This window comes from Halomonas sp. WWR20 (assembly GCF_054602495.1).
The window spans coordinates 33,887-54,106 of the sequence record NZ_JBTRHR010000005.1; the positions used below are offsets into that span (position 1 = coordinate 33,887).

Genomic DNA, 20,220 nt, shown 5'->3' on the forward strand with positions numbered 1-20,220 from the left:
TATGGAGTCTTGAATCAGAGCGTCTCGGCGGACAGCAGACTGGAGGCAAGCTGACCCTCCAGTTCGATGTTGAAGTACTCCGCCGTCGCCATATGTTCGGTCATCAAACGCCTGACAGCGGTCCGATCCTGCGCGCGCAGCGCCTGGATCAAGGCGTGGTGGTCGTGCAGATTGGCTTTAGAAAATTCATGTTGCTCGGGCAATTGGGTTTTCTTGAAGACCACCAGGTCGCGAATCATGTCGTTGAGAAAGCGCCCGATGAAGCTGAGCAACGGGTCGGGACAGCGCTGGGCGAGCACGTTGTGGAAGTCCAGCTCGGCGATGCGCTGGGCAAGGCGTTCTTCAAACGAGTCGGCGGGATGTTCGCAACGCGCCGTCAGACGCTCCAGCTCGAGGAGGTCCTCCTCGCGCAGATGCTCGACAGTCATGGCGGCGAGCTCCGGCTCTACCAGCTTGCGCAGGCGGTACACGTCGGGCCCGGTGGGATGCTGAAAGTGCAGGTAGTTACGCAGTAGTTGCGAGGCCAGCGAATAGGGCACCTGGGCCAGCACGGCGCCGCCGTTGGGGCCGGTGCGGACCTTGACCAGTCCCTGGACCTCAAGTGACTTGAGCGCTTCACGCACCGTGCCCTTGGCGCATTCGAACAATTCCATCAATGCTTTCTCGTTGGGCAATCGATCCCCTGGCTGGAGATTCTTGATCACGATCCAGCGCTTCACCGCCTCGACGATCTGATCCGAGCGCTTCAATCGTTGTGGCTTGTCGATGCCTTCGAGAGAGTGGTTCATGGCGAGGTTCCTGAGAGCTTCAATGCCGAGACGCCTCTGCCAACGATTTCACGGCATCCTAGACTAAGGTCGTCATTGAGCATTATTTTATCCTATTTATAGTGATAAATAGAGAGTGGCTGTTTTCTCCTGACAAGAAAAGGCCTTTCCGTTACGCATTACGCCGGGGTCATGATAAAGGCCGCGGTACCTCGCTATCCATATCAAGAGAAAGGAGGCGCCATGAGCGCGTTTCAATGGGACGATCCCTTGTTGTTGAGCCAGCAGCTGACCGATGAGGAGCGTCAGATTCAAGACGCTGCTCACGCCTACTGCCAGGAAAAGCTGCAGCCGCGGGTACTCAGCGCGTTTCGCGAGGAGCGTTTCGATCGCGAGATCCTGCTCGAGATGGGTGAGATGGGGCTGCTGGGCTCGACAGTGGCCGAGGAGTACGGCGGCGCTGGCGTCGGCCATGTCGCCTACGGCCTGGTCGCTCGCGAAGTGGAGCGGGTCGACTCCGGCTACCGCTCGGCGATGAGCGTGCAATCCTCGTTGGTCATGCATCCGATCGAGGCTTACGGCACCGAGGAGCAGAAGCAGCGCTATCTGCCCAAGCTCGCCAGTGGCGAGTTGGTCGGCTGCTTCGGGTTGACCGAGCCGGACTTCGGCTCCGACCCCGGCGGCATGCGTACCCGGGCGCGCAAAGTGGACGGCGGCTACCGTCTCAACGGCCAGAAGATGTGGATTACCAACAGTCCTATCGCCGATATTGCCATCGTCTGGGCCAAGTCCGAGGCCCATGACAACCGCATCAAGGGCTTTATCGTCGAGCGCGGAACCGAAGGCTTCAGCACCCCGACCATTCACGGCAAGATTTCGCTGCGCGCATCGATCACTGGCGAGATCGTGCTCGAAGACGCCTTCGTGCCCGACGAGGCGATCCTGCCCGAAGTCAGCGGGCTGGCGGGGCCTTTCGGCTGTCTCAACAAGGCGCGCTACGGCATTGCCTGGGGCGCGATGGGCGCGGCCGAGTTCTGCTGGCATGCGGCGCGCCAATACACGCTGGATCGACAGCAGTTCGGACGTCCGCTAGCGGCCACTCAGCTGGTGCAACTCAAGCTGGCCAACATGCAAACCGAGATCTCGCTGGGGTTACAGGCGTGTCTGCAGGTCGGACGTCTGCTGGATGCCAAGCAGGGCGCGCCCGAGATGATCTCGTTGATCAAGCGCAACAATACCGGCAAGGCACTGGATATCGCACGTCACGCGCGTGACATGCACGGCGGCAACGGCATCTCCGAGGAGTACGGCGTGATCCGGCACATGGTCAATCTGGAAACGGTCAACACCTATGAAGGCACGCATGACGTTCATGCCCTGATTCTCGGCCGGGCCCAGACCGGTATTCAGGCGTTCTATTGAGCACGGAGCCGCAAGCTGCAATGAGTGAGCCGACGCAACAGAAGCCGCTGGCGGGGATTCGGGTGCTCGATCTGTCCAGAGTGCTGGCCGGGCCCTGGTGCACTCAGCAGCTGGCGGACATGGGCGCTGAAGTCATCAAGATCGAACGCCCCGGCGCGGGAGACGATACCCGTGCCTGGGGGCCACCCTGGCTTTCGGGGCTGCGCGATAAACAGGAATCCGCCTACTTCCTGAGCGCCAATCGTGGCAAGCAGTCGGTGACGGTGGATATCGCCAGCGCCGAGGGCCAGGCACTGGTCCGTCAACTGGTGGAGCAGTGCGACGTGCTGATCGAGAACTTCAAGGTAGGCGGGCTCAAGGCGTACGGGCTGGACTATACCAGTCTCAAGGCCATCAAGCCGGAGCTGATCTACTGCTCTATCACCGGCTTCGGCCAGGACGGGCCTTATGCGCAGCGAGCCGGCTACGATTTCATGATTCAGGGCATGGCGGGATTGATGAGCCTGACCGGCGACGCGGATGAGCAGCCGGGCGGTGGACCGATGAAGGTCGGTGTTGCCGTGGCGGATCTCTTTACCGGGCTGTATGCCAGCAATGCCATTCTGGCGGCACTCTGGCAGCGCCATGCCACGGGACAGGGCACGCATATCGATCTGGCGCTGATGGACGTGCAGGTCGGGGTGCTTGCCAATCAGGCCCTGAACTACCTCACCAGCGGTGAGGTGCCGCAGCGCATGGGCAACGCCCATCCCAACATCGTGCCCTATCAGGCCTTTGCCACCGGCGACGGCCACCTGATTCTCGCCGTGGGCAACGACGGCCAGTTCCAGCGACTGTGTCAGGTACTTGAGTGTGATGAGCTCGCCCGGGATGCACGTTTCAGCACCAATAGCCGTCGGGTCGAGCACCGCGCCCTGCTGGTGCCCGAGCTGGCGGCGCGACTGGCCATGCGAAGCACCGATGACTGGTTGAGCCGGCTAGAGGCGGTGGGCGTACCGTGCGGGCCGATCAATACCTTGGATCGGGTCTTCGCGGACCCCCAAGTGCAGCATCGTGGCATGCAATTGACGATAGCGCATCCCGATACCGAGCAGGTCAAGCTGGTCGGCAATCCGGTGCGTTTCGATGCGCAGCCCCTCAATGCCGACACGCCTCCACCGACCTTGGGCCAGCATACGGACGAAGTGCTTGGGCGCCTGCTCGGGTTGGATAAAGCGGCGCTTGCCGAGCTCAAGCGGCGTGGTGTCACCGGATAATGAATGGCCGATTTCGAAGGAATGGCACAAGAGGAGAGCCACTTGGAAGAAGTGGGCCAAGCAAAAAAAAGCCCGGCAGGTGCCGGGCGATGAGCTTGAAGCTCCATACGGTAAGAGTTCAGGTTCCGTGATTTCCATGGCATCCTGCCGCGTCAATCTCCTTCCCTATGCCTCGGTCATCCTGACCGCGCGTTTCCTTACACTGGCGACCTGTCCTTGGCCGCTGCTCACCGTACGTCTATACCTTAGTCACTGAGAGTGGGGGTTTCAAGGGCTTGTGAGTCCGCGCCTTCCTGACTATCATCATGCCCACGCCGGTGTAGCTCAGCTGGTAGAGCAACGCATTCGTAATGCGTAGGTCGTAGGTTCAAATCCTATCACCGGCATGAAAGAAGACATTATAAACCGCCGCTTACGGTCAATGCCGAGCGGCGGTTTTTTGTTGTGCTGCTTCTAGGCTCCAATAGGCTGCTTATATCAGTAACCAATCGCCAAGTTCCAGCGGGTGAGGACCTCCACGGCGTTTATATTTGCGAAAGGCCTCGCTCATTCGGCGCCATACATTCGCTTCAGCATGACTTACGTCAGATCTAAATCAGGCCATAAAATACGAACCCAAGCGTGACGAATGTGGAAATGAAAGCTAGCAATGCCAGCAATCCATCATTAGCCATTAGGGAAAGGCCAAACAGAGTGAGAGCCAATCCTGCGCCATTCGCGGTAAAGGGCACCACTTCCATCGGTGGCATGGAAAGCGCTATGACAATACATACGAAAGCAATGGCATAGGTACCTGCTCCATGGGTGAGAGCCGTCAGGCGTGGCCTAAGCAAGCGATCGATGAATCGCGCTGGCGGGCGCATCCACTTTAGGGCTTTATCCAGCTTATCTTGCGCTACAGATCGCTTGAGCAGAAAGTCCGGTAGCCAGAAGCATTCGCGACGAAAAAGCAACTGGCCGGCGACTAACAATACGAACAGCGCCATGATTGTAGGTACGCCCGGAATATCCCCAACGATAGGCAGTACGGTTATGATGCCGGCGACTAATAAAAGAGGGCTGAACGATCGGCGCCCTATTTCCGACACGATATCGTCAATTGAGACCTGACGACCTTTGTGCTTTTCGGCTTCGCCGATACGTTCCAGCATTTGCTCAAGATCGGCGGGTTCTTGCCGCTCGCTCATAGACAATACCATTTGAAGTTGTACCTAATCGTAACCTTTACGATAGTCTGAAAAATATTGGTGCGCGACCACACTGCGTTAAAATTCGCTCGTGCACGGGGCCGATCAAGAGGCGCGTATATACCGCGTAACCCGCGCGCGGCCCAGTCCGTTCCTTTCAAACAATAATGCAACAGACGTAAGCCATTCGCCAGGCCACTTCACTCTCTACATTCTGGTAAGGCCGTAGGTAGTCTCAACTGGTGCTCACCATTACTGAGCCGGGCATTGATGAACTGTTGATCCAGCAGGTCAGTAGAAACTTCTGTAAGTGCTTCGATGACACGGTCCGCGTGGGCCTGGATAGTCGGTCGCTGTTCACCTTCGGCGAATAGAGATAGAGTCTTCAACGCCTTGAGAAGGGCAAGACAGATGCTGATATCATCACGTCCATAATGCAGGATTGGTGAGAAAAGCCGATAAAGAAGGCTGTCCAAGCGCTCTTCAGGCCAGGTCAACCGGTAATGTCCCTGGGCATCGGCTAATGCATTGCACGGTTGGAATTGCAAACGTTGGCATAGAAGCTCGGTGATTTGATGAATACATAGCCGGGCAGTTCCTGGATCGTTGATGCCCGGGGATAATGCTTTGATAGCAATCTCCATCAGTTGAGTCATTCCATTAACATAAAAATCCTTAATGGATTCTCCTTCGGCATATTCGAGGTGCGACAGTACTGACTTGCACCATTTCTCGTTTAAGCGATGTTTAGTCTCGACCTTAAATAACGGAAAGCCTTTTACCGTATAGTCCCCAAAGCTAAAATTAAGATGTATGAGAACATCGGCTTTTTGAGCCAGTTTGGCCAATTCTTCAAGTTCCGCATTCTGGATGTAGCCACTTTGGCGGGAATAAATCAAGTGACATGTTTCGTTGGCAATGGGCTGAATGCTAAGAGAGTGCCAACTGGAGGCGCGCTGTCTGGCCTTGAGGCGCTCCATGGAGTGTTGGGTTGAACTGTGGAGCCCTTGGGTTATGGCATTGATCTGTACCGATTGAGAGGCGTTATGGATAAAATATACGAAGAGCACCAAGCAATTAATGACCATGCCTGCACCGACATACACTGCCAGAGAGCGCCATAGATCTGGCGTTACCCCGTTTACCGGCACCATGAGCAGGATCAGAATGAACAGAATGGTTCCGAGATAGTGTCCTAACACTTGCTGGTGGCGGCGCTCGGTAATCAATCCGAATACCAATTTATGGGAGAAATTCCCCCCTGCCTGGGAAAGAACCGACATCACCATGGAAAAGCTGAATACCAGCAACGAAATCATGCCGGCAATCAATGTTGCCAGCAGAGTGCGTGCAGTGTCTGGATTATCGAAATTGAGCGGCTCAAGAAAACTCGGCAGGTCTGATGCGTTTACTGGTGCGAGAATGGCGATCAATCCTAAAGCTAGATAGGTAGAGATTATCAGGCTGGTCAGGTAGGCGATACTCTCGCGGAAGTTACTCAAGGCTCTGATAGGCCAAGTAAGAAAATGAATCATTATGAATCCTGGTTCTTTAGAGAGTGCTTGGTGCCTAGTAGCCCATGGCCAACAGATTCTTGGGCAAGTTAACTGGGCGAATTAATGAAAAAAGGCGGGTTTCAGCCCCGGCTAGTCATTTTATTAACCCTATGGGTGCTTGCCAACATGTTCGCTGTAGAAGGTTTTGGTTTATTTTCATGTGTAAATTGTTTTTTTATGTTTTATATTATGGCGTTCAATGATGCTAAAACGCTCTCTGCTATAGGAAAAATTCGAATCCCAGTAGGGGGCGGATCAATCATGAATATACCCGATTAGATCGTCATCGCACCTGAAGCCCATCGAAACGTACCCTGCTACGTACCTCACTATAGGTGCATGAATACACTCACGGATAGTATCATGAAGCGATAGTACTCAAGAAGGTAGCGTGCTTATAACCTGCCATTTGAATATCTGGCGTCTGTCCGGCATTCATCCTGAGCAGGAGGGCTGCACATTTAAGCGTGAGACAGCCGCATGAAAAAGGTGTCGTCGTGCCTTATCCCTTAACAGTTTAATCGTTCTTTGACTAATTAAGTTGGGTTCCTATGTTGGATCTGCTGGTGCTGTCGAACAGGCCGTTATATAAATGGTTAACTGTTTTTTTCAAAATTAAGCATGGTGGCCTTTGCATCCTATTTTTTGGCGGCTAGCTTGAGAAAGCATTCGTTAAAAAGGAGGTTGCAATGCAACAGTTAAAACATAAGGTTTCTCTTGTCGCGCTCGCTATCGCTTCAGTCACTACTGCATATCAAGCACAAGCCCAGAACAATGCCAGTAATGGGGATGTTACCGCTATTAGTGAATGGAATTACGATACGCTCTATCAGGAGGGGGGTATGACGGCCGATAGCCTCATGGATGCCGAGGTGTTCGGTGCCGAGGGCGAGGAAATTGGCAGTGTGGAGAATGTGCTGCTAAACGACAAGAATCATATTTCCGCTATTATCGCTCAGGTCGGCGGGTTATGGGATATTGGTGATACCCATGTCCTGGTTCCGTGGGAAGAAGCGCAAGTCACCGAAGATGGCGTTAAAGTCCCTATTACTGAAGATAATGCTGATGATTATGGGCTTTTCAGTAGTAACTATATTACCAAGCGGGATCTTTCCTACACGACACAGGTGGATGATGATATTGCCACAGGGCCTCGTGTGTGGAAACTCTCAGAATTGCTCGATGATTATGCCAGTATAGGCGATGGACAAGGTTACGGTTATGTGGACAACGTGCTGTTCACTCAGGAAGGGAAGATACAGGCCGTCGTGATTGAAGCCGATACGGTATATGGTGGCGAACCTTATGCCTATCCTTTTTATGGCTATGACTACGGATGGGATCCCACCTACACATCCTATGCTCTTCCCTATGAAGAAGCTGATCTCAATGAGCTTTCTGCCTTCGATTATGAAGAATACGATGGGCTCTGGGATTGATTTTTCAAAAATCGGTTGCCGTTTAGCGGCTGTTGTCTAACGGCTAACAGACGTGCGGAGCATAGCTCAAGGAGGTAATTTGCCTCCTTGATTTTATGGGGGCTCCGTTACTTTGCAGCAGCGTCTAGATGACTCAAACGATGGAGGGCATGGAATGAATATTGACATGAGAGGTGGGCGTGGGCTGATTCCGCTATGTTTAGCCGCGTTGCCCTTAGCTGCAGAGGCAGCTCCCGAAACGCTAGAGAATTGGCAGAGCGAAAAGGATGCCTCCCAGGCTGCGTGGACGATAAGCCAGTTGCTGGGAGACGATGTTATTGCAGGCGAAAACACCGAGGTGGGAGAGGTCACGGATGTAGTGCTTGATAAAGAGGGTAACATCACTTCGATTATCGTACATTCCAATGGCAATCAGGTCGAACGGGGCTATAGAAAAGTAGAATGGCCGGTCAAGCTATTCGAGCCTAGTGATGTTTTGCTTTCGATTGCGCAGCAGCCGTCCGAATTCGGCAAGTTGGAGCATAGTGATTCTCCGCAGGGGTTGATTGGAGAAGACATGTTCAGTGCCGATTCCGTATTGGGAATGAGCGTTCAGGTTGAAGGCTTGCCCTATGGGGAGGTTGAAGATCTGGGTATAGATGAGCAAGGGCAAGTGACCAGTGCGATAATTGACCCGGATGGAGTGGAAACTCCCGACTATTGGATTCCCTCCGAGATGGGGTGGATCAGTCCTGAGTGGATATTGGTCATTCCCTACACGCAAAGCGAGATCGAACAGACCACACCTTATGAAAAGCAGGATAATTCAAAGTCATAGTTGATTTTTGTAGAGTCTCGCTCGAATATGGCGCTCTAACTTCATTAGGGCGCCTTTTATTCGTCTCTTCGACATTACTTGGCAGATGTGCCAAATAACTCACTTCGGTGATGGCGGCTCTGGCTCTGCTGGTTGCGGATCAGCCGCGCCCGAAAACCCTCACCCAAGGGGCCGGAGGGGCTATGCCACTGCTGTTATATGTATCATGATAGCGCTGGCGATGCCTTTGGTGAATTACCGCCAACGGGACGGGCTTGCCCCTCACTCTGTTTGCTGTTTGGCCTCTCTTTAATGAGTGGGTACTGCGTGCTTGACTGAGAGCTTCTGTTCATTCGCTGTCGTGCGCTTTTGCAAGGTTCAAAGTATAACGATCATGGAGGGTTTGCCGTTGCAGACCCGTTTCTGGAGCTCCTGTAATGACCTTGTCGACCCTTGCCTATCTGGTAGGTGGATTGATTCTTCTTGTTGCCGGTGCAGAGGTCCTGGTGAGGGGCGCTGCTAAATTGGCTGCTCAATTCGGCATTCCACCCCTGATCGTTGGCTTGACTGTCGTGGCTTTCGGCACCAGCGCCCCTGAAACTGCGGTCAGTGTACAGGCGGCACTGAACGGTAGCGGAGATTTGGCGATCGGTAATGTGGTCGGCAGCAACATTGGCAATGTGCTACTCATTCTCGGGCTGACTGCTCTGATAGCGCCCTTGGTCGTGTCGCGCCAGCTAATCCGCCTGGATGTACCCATCATGATCGCCGCCAGCTTTCTTACCCTGGGGGTGGCCTGGGATGGTGCTCTCAGTAAGCTCGATGGAGCGATACTATTCGCTGGTATTATCGCTTATACCGCGTTTCTGATAGTCAGTAGCCGAAGGGATAAAGGAGCCTGTGGCAACGATGACTTCACCAAGGAATTCGGGCCGCAAGAGCCGCCTAAACCATACGCGTGGTTATTGAACGCAGGCTTGGTCCTTGGCGGTCTGATTCTGCTGGTCGGGGGCTCCAATCTACTCGTCGAAGGTGCGGTCAACTTGGCGCGTGTGCTTGGCCTGTCGGAGTTGGTCATTGGGCTGACCATCGTGGCGGTGGGTACCTCGCTTCCGGAACTGGCGACGTCGATTCTCGCGGCCATGCGTGGCGAGCGCGATATTGCCGTGGGCAACATCGTCGGTAGCAACATATTTAATCTGTTATGCGTGCTGGGCCTGGCTTCGCTAGTATCCCCTTTGGCCATTACGGTTTCGCCCAATGCCCTGGCTTTCGATTTTCCCGTGATGATCGCCGTGGCTGTCGCCTGCTTGCCGATCTTCTTTACCGGTTACAGCATCAACCGCTGGGAAGGCCTGCTTTTTCTGGCCTATTACGCTGCATACACTGCCTATCTGGTCTTGTCTTCCGCGGAGGCTTCGTTCACCGAGACGTTGGGGGATGCAATGCTGGGCTATGTCATTCCGTTGACCGCAGTCACATTATTGGTGATCGCGGCTAGTGCCTGGCGCAAGCAGCGCACGCCTTAGAGAAGGCATCGAGGTGAAACTAAAAGGCCTGAGTCCCGTACTGTACGGGAACCAGGCCTTGAGCGCCGGCTGAATGAACCGTTCAACTGTTGGGGGCAGTTCATTACGAACTATGCCGAGCGGCGGTTTTGGTATCTCGTTCTGGTACTGATCGCCTGGCGATGCCAAGGTGTAGAGCCGCTAGAAGGCCCAGTCCTCGTCTTCGGTAGTGACCGTTTTGCCGATGACATACGACGAACCGGAGCCGGAGAAGAAGTCGTGATTTTCGTCGGCGCTCGGTGAAAGAGCGGCGAGGATGGTCGGGTCGACGTCGGTGACGCTGCTGGGAAATAGCGCCTCGAAGCCCAGATTCATCAGCGCCTTGTTGGCGTTGTAATGCAGGAATTTCTTGACGTCTTCGGTGAGCCCCACGTCGTCGTAGAGCGACTCGGTGTACTTCACTTCGTTGTCATAGAGTTCGTATAGCAGATCGAAGGCGTAGTCCTTGACCGCCTGCTGACGCTCTGCCGAAGCTTCGGCCAGGGCCAGTTGGAATTTATAGCCGATGTAATAGCCGTGTACTGCCTCGTCGCGGATGATCAGGCGGATCAGATCGGCAGTATTGGTCAGCTTGGCATGGCTTGACCAGTACATCGGTAGATAAAAGCCTGAATAGAATAAAAACGACTCGAGAAATACGCTGGCCACTTTGCGCATCAGTGGGTCGTCGGCGCGGTAGCGCTCGAGGATGAGCTCGGCCTTGGCCTGCAGGTGCGGGTTTTCTTCACTCCAGCGGAAGGCATCATCGACATCACGGGTCGTGCATAGCGTGGAGAAGATCGAGCTGTAGGAGCGTGCATGCACCGCTTCCATGAAGGCGATGTTCGCGAATACCGCCTCTTCGTGGGACGTACGCGCATCCTCGATCAATACCGGGGCGCCGACACTGCTCTGAATGGTATCGAGTAGCGTCAGGCCAGTGAAGACACGAATGGTCAGTTGTTGCTCATGGTGGGTGAGCGTATTCCACGACTGGATGTCGTTGGACAGCGGCACCTTCTCCGGCAGCCAGAAATTGCTGGTCAGGCGGTTCCATACCTCCAGGTCCTTGTCGTCCTGCAGGCGGTTCCAGTTGATGGCGTCGATGCGGCGCAGGCGCGGCGGATTCGTGTCGGGCCGATCTACGGTGGCGGTCATGTGATACTCGCTTGGCTCGTTGCGCCCTGATGTCGTGTGACGGTCAGGACGCGAGATGGTTGGGATGGGTTAACAGGCTATAGACTGCAGGACACGCAGCCCTGAACCTCGGTACCTTCCAGGGCGGTCTGGCGCAGGCGGATGTAGTAAAGCGTCTTGATGCCCTTGCGCCAGGCATAGATCTGCGCCCGGTTGATATCCCGGGTGGTCGCGGTATCGGGAAAGAACAATGTCAGCGACAGCCCCTGGTCGACGTGACGCGACGCCTCGGCATAGGTGTCGATGATTTTCTCCGGGCCGATCTCGTAGGCATCCTGGTAATACTCGAGATTGTCATCACTCAGATACGGCGCTGGATAATAGACGCGCCCCAGCTTGCCCTCCTTGCGGATCTCGATCTTGGCCGCCACCGGATGAATGCTCGAGGTGGCGTGGTTGATATACGAGATCGAGCCCGTCGGCGGTACCGCCTGCAGGTTTCGGTTGTACAGGCCGTGGGACATCACCGACTCCTTCAGCGCCTGCCAGTCCGCCTGATCGGGAATCGCAATGCCGGCCCGCTCGAACAGTTCACGGACCTTGTCGGTACGAGGTAGCCACGCTTGTTCGGTGTACTGGTCGAAGAATTCACCGCTGGCATAGCGGGACTTTGCAAAACCGGCGAAGCTTTCGCCGCGCTCGATGGCCAGACGGTTCGAGGCGCGCAGGGCGTGATAGGCCACGCAATAGAAGTAGAGGTTGGTGAAATCCAGCCCTTCCTCGGAGCCGTAGAAGATCCGTTCACGCGCGAGGTAGCCATGCAGGTTCATCTGTCCCAGGCCGATGGCGTGCGACTTGGCGTTGCCCTGGGCGATGGACGGTACCGAGCGCAGGTCGCTCATTTCCGAGACTGCGGTCAGGCCGCGCACGGCAACCTCCACGCTGGCACCGATATCGCCCGCATCCATCACTCTGGCGATGTTCATCGAGCCCAGGTTGCAGGAGATGTCTTCGCCGATATGCCGGTAGCCGAGATCCTCGTCGTACTCGGTGGGTGTGTTGACCTGCAGGATCTCCGAGCACAGGTTGCTCATGTTGATGCGCCCGGCGATGGGGTTGGCACGGTTTACCGTGTCCTCGAACATCAGGTACGGGTAGCCGGACTCGAACTGCAGCTCGGCCAGGGTCTGGAAGAATTCGCGGGCCTTGATCTTGCGCTTACGGATGCGGCCGTCGGCGACCATTTCCGCGTACTTCTCGGTGACGCTGATATCGCCGAATGGCACGCCATAGACGCGCTCGACGTCGTAGGGCGAAAACAGATACATGTCTTCGTTGCGCTTGGCCAGCTCGAAAGTAATATCGGGAATCGACACGCCCAGCGACAGCGTCTTGATGCGGATCTTCTCGTCGGCATTCTCGCGTTTGGTGTCGAGAAAACGCAGGATATCGGGATGGTGGGCGCTGAGATAAACCGCCCCCGCGCCTTGCCGGGCACCCAGCTGGTTGGCGTAGGAGAAGGCGTCCTCGAGCAACTTCATGATCGGAATGATGCCCGACGACTGGTTCTCGATGCGCTTGATCGGCGCACCGAATTCACGGATGTTGCTCAACAGGAAGGCCACGCCGCCGCCGCGCTTGGAGAGCTGCAGCGCTGAATTGATGGCGCGACCGATGGACTCCATGTTGTCCTCGATACGCAGCAGAAAGCACGATACCAGTTCGCCGCGTTGACGCTTGCCGCCGTTGAGGAAGGTCGGCGTGGCCGGCTGGAAGCGGCCACTGACGATTTCATCGACCAAGGCTCGCGCCAGGGTCTCGTCGCCCCGCGCCAGGCTCAGCGCCACCATGCACACCCGGTCCTCGTAACGCTCCAGATAGCGTTTGCCATCGAACGTCTTCAGCGTATAGCTGGTGTAGTACTTGAAGGCGCCGAGGAAGCTCGGGAAGCGAAACTTGTAGGCGTAGGCCTGCTCGAAAAGCGACTTGACGAAGGCCGCGTCGTACTGCGCCAATACTTCGGCTTCGTAATAGCCTTCTTCTACTAGGTAGTCGAGTTTTTCTTCCAGCGAATGGAAGAACACCGTGTTCTGATTGACGTGCTGCAGGAAATACTGACGCGCGGCTTCGCGGTCCTTGTCGAGCTGCAGCTCGCCATTGGCCCCGTAAAGATTGAGCATGGCGTTGAGCGCATGATAATCCAGCGTGCGGGTGTTGGGTTGGGTGGCGTGCCGTGTCGGCGCGGCTAGGCTTGTCGTTTCCAAAACTCTTCTACTCCCTGACGAACCCTGGCGACATCTTCGGTAGTGCCCAGCAGTTCGAATCGATAAAGCAACGGCACCCGGCACTTGTCGGCAATGATACGGCCCGCCAGGCCGTAAGCCGTTCCAAAATTGGTGTTGCCGGCGGCGATGACGCCACGGATCAGCTCGCGGTTTTGTGAGTCGTTGAGAAAGCGGATCACTTGGCTCGGCACCGCGCCTTTCTCACCGCCACCGCCATAGGTGGGCACGATGAGAAGATAGGCTGCATCCACACGTAGCGCAGGTTCGTCGCGGCTGATCGGGATGCGTCTGGCGGGCAACCCCAGCTTCTCCACGAATCGGTGGGTATTGCCCGACTTGGTCGAGAAATACACCAGCCCTCGTTCGTGGGCGGGCGGCGCGGTTAACGCATGGGCCTGGCTCATGCCAGAGCCTGGATCCTGTCCGGACGGAAGCCCGACCAGTGGTCGTCGCCAGCCACCACTACAGGAAGTTGCCGATAGCCCAGGTCCTCTACTGTCTGCCGGGCCGCCAGGTTTTCAGTGAGATCAACGACGGTATATTCCAAGCCCTGCTTGTCCAAGGCGCGGTAAGTGGCCGTGCACTGCACGCAAGCGGGCTTGCTGTAGATCTTGATCGTCATGATGAGAATCCTGATTAAAAATAGTGGCCGGTGGCGTTAGTCAAAGAAATTTACACCACATATGGTGGTATTGGCCAATAGAAAATCAATATATGGTATATGGTTCGGCATGGGCTACAGCAATGATCTCGCCTCAGGGCACGGCATCCGAGGCGAGATATTCTACGTGCGTTCAGGTGGGGTGCGTACGGCGCTGGGTCAAATGTCGGGCGATCATCCCTTTCAGCGGGGCAGCGCGTTCGGCAAGATGCAGGCCGGCGTGGCGCAACAGGCGAGCGGGCAAGCGATCATCGGTGTACAGGGTGACGATGGCCTGAGTGGCCATATAGAGCGGATGGGTCGCCAGGCGATGCTCGTGCTGATAACGCGACAGCACCGAGTGGCCGCCGATATCCTGTCCTCGGCGATGTGCGGCGAGGACTTGCTCCGCCAGGCGCTGCTGGCCCTGCAGCCCAGCGTTGAAGCCGTGGGCCGTCACGGGGTGCATGCCTACCGCGGCATCGCCGATCAGGGCGAAACGCCTGGCAACGAAACGCTCGGCATAGACGCTTACCAGCGGATAGGTGTGGGCCTGGCTCTGCTTGTGCATCTCGCCGAGACGGTAATCGAAGCGCCGGGTAATCTGACGTGCGAATGTGGCATCTTCCAGCGTGAGCAGCGTATCCATCTCGCGCTTTGGCAGGGTCAACACCACTGAAGAGCAATGTTCGCTCAAGGGGAGCAGTGCCAGGGTCTGACCATGATCGAACCACTCCCAAGCCGTCTGATCGTGCGGCTTGGCATGGCTCATGCGGCACACCAGCATACTCTTGCCATTATCGCGCATCTGGGCGGCGATCCCCATCTGTCGACGGGTACTGGAAAAGCGGCTATCGGCGGCCACGGCCAGCGCCGCTTCAATAGCGGTACCGTCACTCAATTGCAATCTGGCACTGTGAGTATCGCTGTCGATCTGATCGACTGTGGCCTGGTGCCATTCGATTCCCTGGCATGCGGTGGCCGCGGCGAACGCCGCTTGACGGATCAGGTGGTTGGAAACCAGAAAGCCGAGCGGCGCTCGATCCTCGCCACGGCCCGAAGCGATAGTCATGGAAAAGGGCGAGGGGCCATTAAAAACCTTTGCGTCGCGTAGCGGCGATACGGCGTGTGATGCAATCCGTTCCCAGATGCCCAGGCGCTGTAGGATCTCGCGGGAGGCATGGGTCAAGGCGATTTCGCGACCGTCAGGCTGGGGTGCCTGCAATGCTTGCTTGGGCTGCTTGTCGATCAGCGCTACCTTGAGCCCACTGGCGGCAAGTGCATTCGCGAAACTCAGCCCTACTGGGCCCGCGCCGATGATAGCGACATCTACTCGCATGCCTTCCCCCTTCCTCGTTGAGCGATCTTGACCGTGCAACGACACGGCACGTCTATCGTAACGCGACGGGAGGGTAAAACCTTAATACAAATCATTTAATGGCTTTATAGCCTGTTCCGCAGGTCTCCTCAGGCGCAGACCCTCATCAGCTTAGCGAATCAAAGCGGTCCCTGAGCGGCACGATGGGCCGCATTGCCCTACGCACGTTTCGGGTTCCGGTAGCGGGTTGTCTAGCTCGCGAGGAGGCACGCGAGATCAAGGGGTTAAAGCATAAAGTGTCACCTGCAGCATGGTGTTCAGTATTATGACCGTGACGTTTTTTTCATCAGGTGATGATGTCGAACCATATTATTAAGCGATCGCTTATGGTTCTTGGTGTCTAAAAATAAAGTGCTAGACGTGCAGTGGGTTGTTGTTACTTAAGTGATGGAGAGCGAGGCAATAAAAACAATCAAGCATGTCGGGTAACTTTAAGTAAGAAAATGGTATTTATTTAAAGACAATTATTGCTGAGAATAGGAGAGAATCCAAAAGGCAAGGTGAAATGCATGGACGCACCCCGTTTGTTCCAATATCGTTGGCAACATCGTAAGCAGGGCGGGCTCTATTCGGTAGAGGCGATCATTCAAGGCGCGGGAAGTCTACAGGGAGAGCGATATATCATCTATCGTGATATCGGCAAATATCCTCATCTTAATTACGTCATTCCTTTTGATGAATGGGATGATGAAATGATGCGGAGCTGAACGCCTTTCTGCAGTCAGCTGACCAGCGAAGGCTAAGCTCCTCACGGTATCTCCGTAAAAATTGGTTTGTAATAATAACGATATGGACCAGGACGTGACGGCCCTGGTCGCTACAGCAACGTGCATCTTGTCGATGGCCATTAAGTCATCTGGGCATCCTGAACCCACTTTTCTATGGTTCGCCGCCGTCCCAAGGCCGGGAGTCGGGCCGTATCGAAATCGGCGGGAACCAAGTTGATTTCATCGCTTTCTTTCTCAGGAACCAGATTGAAGCTTCTATGCGCGCCAATCGGCTTGTCTTCGCTGCCATAGATCGCCACGAGACGTATCTCCAATGACTCGACCTGCATCTCCCCAGCATAGCGATATCCATCGAGCCTGATATGATTGGCGTTGGCGACTCGCTCAATAATGTGGCCAAAACTGCCTATTTGACTATAGTCACCCGACGCTAACGGCCCCTGGCGAGTCGCTTCCGAAAGCGTAGCGCCCTTGTTAACCTCGCCGGGTTGTTCGAAATCGACCAAGTCCTGAGCATAATCACCATCGGAGGTGTGTAGCACTGCGATAATATGGGAAATATAAATCGCCTCTGAACTCATATTGCTGATCAGGCATAAAGCATTGATGTCCTTAGTTCGGCCTCGGTTGATTAACAAACGAGGCCGACGTTGACGAGCAAAGTTTAAATAGAGCAGTTGGGCATAAAACAGCCAGACCAATAGCGTTAAAAATCCCGATATAGCGTTAAGTGCTCCTGAGTTGCTATTTAACCACTCCATGTTATCTCCTGATGACTTCCTGTCCGGTACGCGATTCCTGTAATCAGCTTTTTCGTGCGTCGTATCTTGTTTCGTTAATTATAGCGAGACCCTTTGATTTAGCTTGTCATTGATAATATGGTTGGATGCTGATGATGGTCGTTCTGGATAGAAGTTATAAATTTTCAATAAAAAAGCCACCAATAAGATAAGCGCTTACTGGTAGCTTTAACATGAATGTCCATTCTCAACGAAACCATGAGACGCTAGGATTTTTTTCCTCCTCCGTGGCTATGTTCACCACCTTTCTTGCCAGCTTCAGAGGCTTTTTTCGGATCGTTCTTGAAGTTGCCACCACTATGTTCACCACCTTTCTGGCCCGCTTCAGACGCTTTTTTGCGATCTTCTGCAAAATTACCAGTACCACCGCGATGTTCAGCCATATCGACCTCCTACTTCGGGTCTAGACGCCTAGGGTTGAGCTTGACGCTAGAGGCAAGCACCACACGCACCACAAGGGATATTAAAAATAACACGCTTGCAGCGTCGTCAGCTCAGGTATAGAACCAAGGCGCCCTAGGCGCAAGCCTGCGCCCTTTGCGATTACAATTTATAACGTATCAATTGAACTTAGTATCGATGTTAATCTAGCTCCCTTGTCGTGAGATTGTTTTAGCGGAAACAACATTCGCTTTCATGTGGAGTGATAACTTCCGCTTAGGGCATAGTGCCGATGAGGAATACAACCGACCGATCCCCGCGCGAAAAGACCTGATACGACCGCGCCAAGGTAGGTCGCTATCAGGATGAGATTAATGCACGGTGATTACCGTACAGTTAGCAATATGATTGACCTTGTGAGAGACACTGCCTACCGCCAGCCCCTTCAGGTCGCTCAGGCCACGGCTGCCCATGACGATGGCGTCTGCATCCAGTGCCTTGGCTTCTTCGACGATGACGTTGGCGGGACGACCTTGGCGAGTCAGATAATGAGTTTCACTCCCCTCCAGCCCGGCGGCATGGACTGCCTCGTCGAGAGTCAAGCGCCCCGTCTGTCTCTCCTCCTCCGGTGAGCCGATATATTGCGTGGCACCTACTCCCAGGCCCACGACGTCGCCGGCCGGCAGAGTCTCCGAAACATGTAATAGATAAAGCTTGGCATGTGAGGGTTTGGCGAGTTGAGACGCCACTTTAAGTGCTTTGTGCGAATTCTCGGAACCGTCTATAGGGATCAGTAGTGTCTTGTACATAAGTCACTCCCGGTGTCCATGATGCAGCACGCCACCGCTGAGAGGCGGCACGCAATGATAAGAATCGGCAGCATGACTCAGTATGTGCCGGCTCACGGCCTTGTTGGAAACCGTATCATCAGCGTAGCTGCTGAGTGGAGAGCTCACTGAATTGAAATCGGTAGTGCCCGCTGAGAGAGGGCCTCTGGCGATGCCGTGTCAGGCCGGGAGCGCAGTGACGGTACGGTCACGGCCCTCATGCTTGGCACTGTACAGCGCCGTATCGGCTTCTTTCAGCAATACCTCAGGGGCCTGGTCGTGGCGGGGTCGTCTTGAGGCGGCTCCGATGCTGACGGTGACATGATCACTGACCAGCGAGTCGGCAAAGGGGAGGGCCCGGGCGGCAAGGGCAGAATGGACGCGTTCTGCGACCAGCTGGGTTCCTTCGATATCGGTGCTTGGCAGCAAGATGACCAACTCCTCACCGCCATAGCGTGCGACCCGATCGCCGGGGCGTGCCGCGGACTCTTTGAGTACCGCGGCAATCTGCTGCAGGCAGGCATCACCTGCCGGATGGCCATAGGCATCGTTGTAACGCTTGAAGTAATCGACATCGATCATCAACAGGCCCAGCGGCAGTCGCTCACGTGCGCAGCGCCGCCACTCTTGTTCGAGCAGGCGGTCGAATTCTCGGCGGTTGGCGACTCCCAACAGCTCATCCCGGGTCGACAGGATGTGCAGTTGTCGGTTGAGCCTCTCGAGCTTCTGCTGGTCTTCCTTGAAGGACGTGATGTCCTGAGACAATGCCAAGGCACGGTGAATCTCACCATGATCGCCGGGGAGCGGCACGGCGGTAATCTTGTAAATGCGCTCGCCGTAACGCAACTCGGCTTCCGCCTTGTGGCCCGCCAAAGCGTTTTGTCCCAAGGACTGCAACATCTCGCTGGCCTCGTCCGGGAAATCCACATGGATCGGCTGGCCGATGTGTATCTTGAGGCGCTTGCCGGCGCTGTTGCGCCACTCCTGACCATCAGCAAAGACATAGCGCAGCTCGCGGTCGAAGACAACGACATTGCCGTTGGGAATGTTGCGTGCAATCGCATGGCAGAGCTGTTCCGTTTCCTGCTGCTTGCGCAGGACCTTCAACTGCCGATCGCGAAGTCTGGCAGAGTTGCGTATCGAACGGTCGAGCAGGTAGATGGCCAGAGTGATGCCCGAGGAGAGCACCAGAAAGATCATGCCATAGCGGATAAAGGTCGGCTGCAGTGTTTGCAAGAAGGCCTGATAGTCGTAGGCCACGCTCAGCGCGACGGGGTACAGGGAAAGGTTGCGCAGAGAAACGATCTTTGGCAGGCGGTCGAGCGGCGAAACCACGATAGAGGTGTAGATGCCATCGTGAGCCAGAATTTGTTCAACCGCATCGTTTATTCCGGACGGCATTGCTCCGGTGGGCGCCGGGTAAAGAATCAATGATTCCCCATCTTCGCGGAACATGCCGATACGCAGATCGAGATCGCGTTGCGCTCGGGTATAGAAATTTTTGAAATAGGCGGCATCCAGCAACACGGCCACCACGCCGACAAACTCGCCGTTGCTATTCTGCAGACGCCCACTCACTGGAATCAGGGTATCGTCACTGTCGCGTACCGTGATGGGCGCGCCGATATGCAGTTCACTACCGTCTCGAAGCGTCTGGAAAAAATCATATTGAGCGACGCCTTGGATCGTTGCGTTGGGCAATTTGTTGGCGATAAATACCGTCTCGCCATGCGCGTCGGCAATCAGCATGCCGCCGATCTGTGGCGAGCGCATGACGGTGCGGTACATGGGGCCCCACAGCGTGGAGCTGCTGACATAGCCGTCCAGGCGGCGTAGCTGTACCTCGGATGCGACTTCCGTGAGTATCAGCTCCGCTGCGGAGAAGGAGCTCTCGGCATGCTCCGATAACAGAACGGCCTGCGCCTCCAACTGCTTCTGCAAGGTGACAAGATCCCGCTCGTACTCATTGTGAGCCCCGATGCCGAGCAATAACGCGGCTGTCGCTACGGCAAGCGTGCCAAGCCCGACCAGGAGGTAACGAGGTTTTTTTAACAGCATGGCGCTGGTGTGGCTG

The 20,220-nt window shown here is 55.4% G+C and carries 18 protein-coding genes and 1 tRNA gene; 7 read left to right on the forward strand and 12 right to left on the reverse strand.

Translation table 11 applies throughout. The features are described 5' to 3' along the window. Positions 1 to 14: 14 nt before the first annotated feature. On the reverse strand, positions 15 to 788 hold the full coding sequence (locus ACW4DH_RS10635) for a FadR/GntR family transcriptional regulator (protein WP_459636371.1): 774 nt from the start codon (positions 786 to 788) through the stop codon (positions 15 to 17). A 222-nt stretch (positions 789 to 1,010) separates the two neighbouring features. Here ACW4DH_RS10635 and ACW4DH_RS10640 point away from each other — a divergent pair, with 222 nt between their 5' ends. The 3 genes from ACW4DH_RS10640 to ACW4DH_RS10650 all read left to right on the forward strand — a co-directional run bounded on the left by ACW4DH_RS10640 (position 1,011) and on the right by ACW4DH_RS10650 (position 3,831). After that, a complete protein-coding gene (locus ACW4DH_RS10640; RefSeq protein WP_459636372.1) occupies positions 1,011 to 2,189 on the forward strand; it encodes an acyl-CoA dehydrogenase in 1,179 nt (392 codons plus the stop codon). A gap of 20 nt (positions 2,190 to 2,209) precedes the next feature. Further along, positions 2,210 to 3,445: a CaiB/BaiF CoA transferase family protein gene (locus ACW4DH_RS10645; protein ID WP_459636373.1), complete on the forward strand. Its 1,236-nt coding sequence runs from the start codon at positions 2,210 to 2,212 to the stop codon at positions 3,443 to 3,445. A gap of 313 nt (positions 3,446 to 3,758) precedes the next feature. Further along, positions 3,759 to 3,831: transfer RNA gene (locus tag ACW4DH_RS10650), tRNA-Thr, on the forward strand. 204 nt (positions 3,832 to 4,035) lie between these two features. Here the strand turns inward: ACW4DH_RS10650 and ACW4DH_RS10655 are convergent. Next, positions 4,036 to 4,632: an exopolysaccharide biosynthesis protein gene (locus tag ACW4DH_RS10655; protein ID WP_459636374.1), complete on the reverse strand. Its 597-nt coding sequence runs from the start codon at positions 4,630 to 4,632 to the stop codon at positions 4,036 to 4,038. A gap of 200 nt (positions 4,633 to 4,832) precedes the next feature. Further along, a complete protein-coding gene (locus ACW4DH_RS10660; RefSeq protein WP_459636375.1) occupies positions 4,833 to 6,167 on the reverse strand; it encodes a DUF2254 domain-containing protein in 1,335 nt (444 codons plus the stop codon). 710 nt (positions 6,168 to 6,877) lie between these two features. Between ACW4DH_RS10660 and ACW4DH_RS10665 the strand changes: the two genes are divergently transcribed. The 3 genes from ACW4DH_RS10665 (at position 6,878) to ACW4DH_RS10675 (ending at position 9,952) form a co-directional block, all read left to right on the forward strand. Then, positions 6,878 to 7,627 (forward strand): PRC-barrel domain-containing protein, encoded by a 750-nt coding sequence (locus tag ACW4DH_RS10665; RefSeq protein WP_459636376.1) that lies wholly within the window; start codon positions 6,878 to 6,880, stop codon positions 7,625 to 7,627. 154 nt (positions 7,628 to 7,781) lie between these two features. Next, positions 7,782 to 8,444, forward strand: coding sequence for a PRC-barrel domain-containing protein (locus ACW4DH_RS10670; RefSeq protein WP_459636377.1), 663 nt, complete (start codon positions 7,782 to 7,784; stop codon positions 8,442 to 8,444). Between the two features lie 416 nt (positions 8,445 to 8,860). Further along, positions 8,861 to 9,952 (forward strand): calcium/sodium antiporter, encoded by a 1,092-nt coding sequence (locus tag ACW4DH_RS10675; RefSeq protein WP_459636378.1) that lies wholly within the window; start codon positions 8,861 to 8,863, stop codon positions 9,950 to 9,952. A gap of 180 nt (positions 9,953 to 10,132) precedes the next feature. Here the strand turns inward: ACW4DH_RS10675 and nrdF are convergent, their stop codons facing one another. The 5 genes from nrdF to ubiM form a co-directional block, all read right to left on the reverse strand. Further along, on the reverse strand, positions 10,133 to 11,128 hold the full coding sequence (gene nrdF, locus ACW4DH_RS10680; RefSeq protein WP_459636379.1) for a class 1b ribonucleoside-diphosphate reductase subunit beta: 996 nt from the start codon (positions 11,126 to 11,128) through the stop codon (positions 10,133 to 10,135). Between the two features lie 77 nt (positions 11,129 to 11,205). Continuing rightward, on the reverse strand, positions 11,206 to 13,371 hold the full coding sequence (nrdE, locus tag ACW4DH_RS10685; RefSeq protein ID WP_459636380.1) for a class 1b ribonucleoside-diphosphate reductase subunit alpha: 2,166 nt from the start codon (positions 13,369 to 13,371) through the stop codon (positions 11,206 to 11,208). After that, positions 13,353 to 13,796: a class Ib ribonucleoside-diphosphate reductase assembly flavoprotein NrdI gene (gene nrdI / locus ACW4DH_RS10690; RefSeq protein ID WP_459636381.1), complete on the reverse strand. Its 444-nt coding sequence runs from the start codon at positions 13,794 to 13,796 to the stop codon at positions 13,353 to 13,355. The genes nrdE and nrdI overlap by 19 nt, the downstream gene beginning before the upstream one ends. Then, positions 13,793 to 14,014 (reverse strand): glutaredoxin-like protein NrdH, encoded by a 222-nt coding sequence (nrdH, locus tag ACW4DH_RS10695; RefSeq protein WP_459636382.1) that lies wholly within the window; start codon positions 14,012 to 14,014, stop codon positions 13,793 to 13,795. The genes nrdI and nrdH overlap by 4 nt, the downstream gene beginning before the upstream one ends. 172 nt (positions 14,015 to 14,186) lie before the next feature. Next, complete coding sequence (gene ubiM / locus ACW4DH_RS10700) at positions 14,187 to 15,371, reverse strand: 5-demethoxyubiquinol-8 5-hydroxylase UbiM (RefSeq protein WP_459636383.1); 1,185 nt, start codon at positions 15,369 to 15,371, stop codon at positions 14,187 to 14,189. 548 nt (positions 15,372 to 15,919) lie between these two features. Here ubiM and ACW4DH_RS10705 point away from each other — a divergent pair. After that, entirely contained in the window at positions 15,920 to 16,117 is a 198-nt protein-coding gene (locus tag ACW4DH_RS10705; protein WP_459636384.1) for a hypothetical protein, read from the forward strand. A gap of 140 nt (positions 16,118 to 16,257) precedes the next feature. Here ACW4DH_RS10705 and ACW4DH_RS10710 read toward each other — a convergent pair whose 3' ends face one another. From ACW4DH_RS10710 to ACW4DH_RS10725, 4 genes are all read right to left on the reverse strand, one after another. Further along, complete coding sequence (locus ACW4DH_RS10710; protein WP_459636385.1) at positions 16,258 to 16,899, reverse strand: hypothetical protein; 642 nt, start codon at positions 16,897 to 16,899, stop codon at positions 16,258 to 16,260. A gap of 245 nt (positions 16,900 to 17,144) precedes the next feature. Then, on the reverse strand, positions 17,145 to 17,321 hold the full coding sequence (locus ACW4DH_RS10715; protein ID WP_459636386.1) for a con-10 family general stress protein: 177 nt from the start codon (positions 17,319 to 17,321) through the stop codon (positions 17,145 to 17,147). Between the two features lie 369 nt (positions 17,322 to 17,690). Next, complete coding sequence (locus tag ACW4DH_RS10720; RefSeq protein WP_459636387.1) at positions 17,691 to 18,128, reverse strand: universal stress protein; 438 nt, start codon at positions 18,126 to 18,128, stop codon at positions 17,691 to 17,693. A 198-nt stretch (positions 18,129 to 18,326) separates the two neighbouring features. Continuing rightward, on the reverse strand, positions 18,327 to 20,204 hold the full coding sequence (locus tag ACW4DH_RS10725) for a diguanylate cyclase domain-containing protein (protein WP_459636388.1): 1,878 nt from the start codon (positions 20,202 to 20,204) through the stop codon (positions 18,327 to 18,329). Between the last annotated feature and the right edge of the window lie 16 nt (positions 20,205 to 20,220).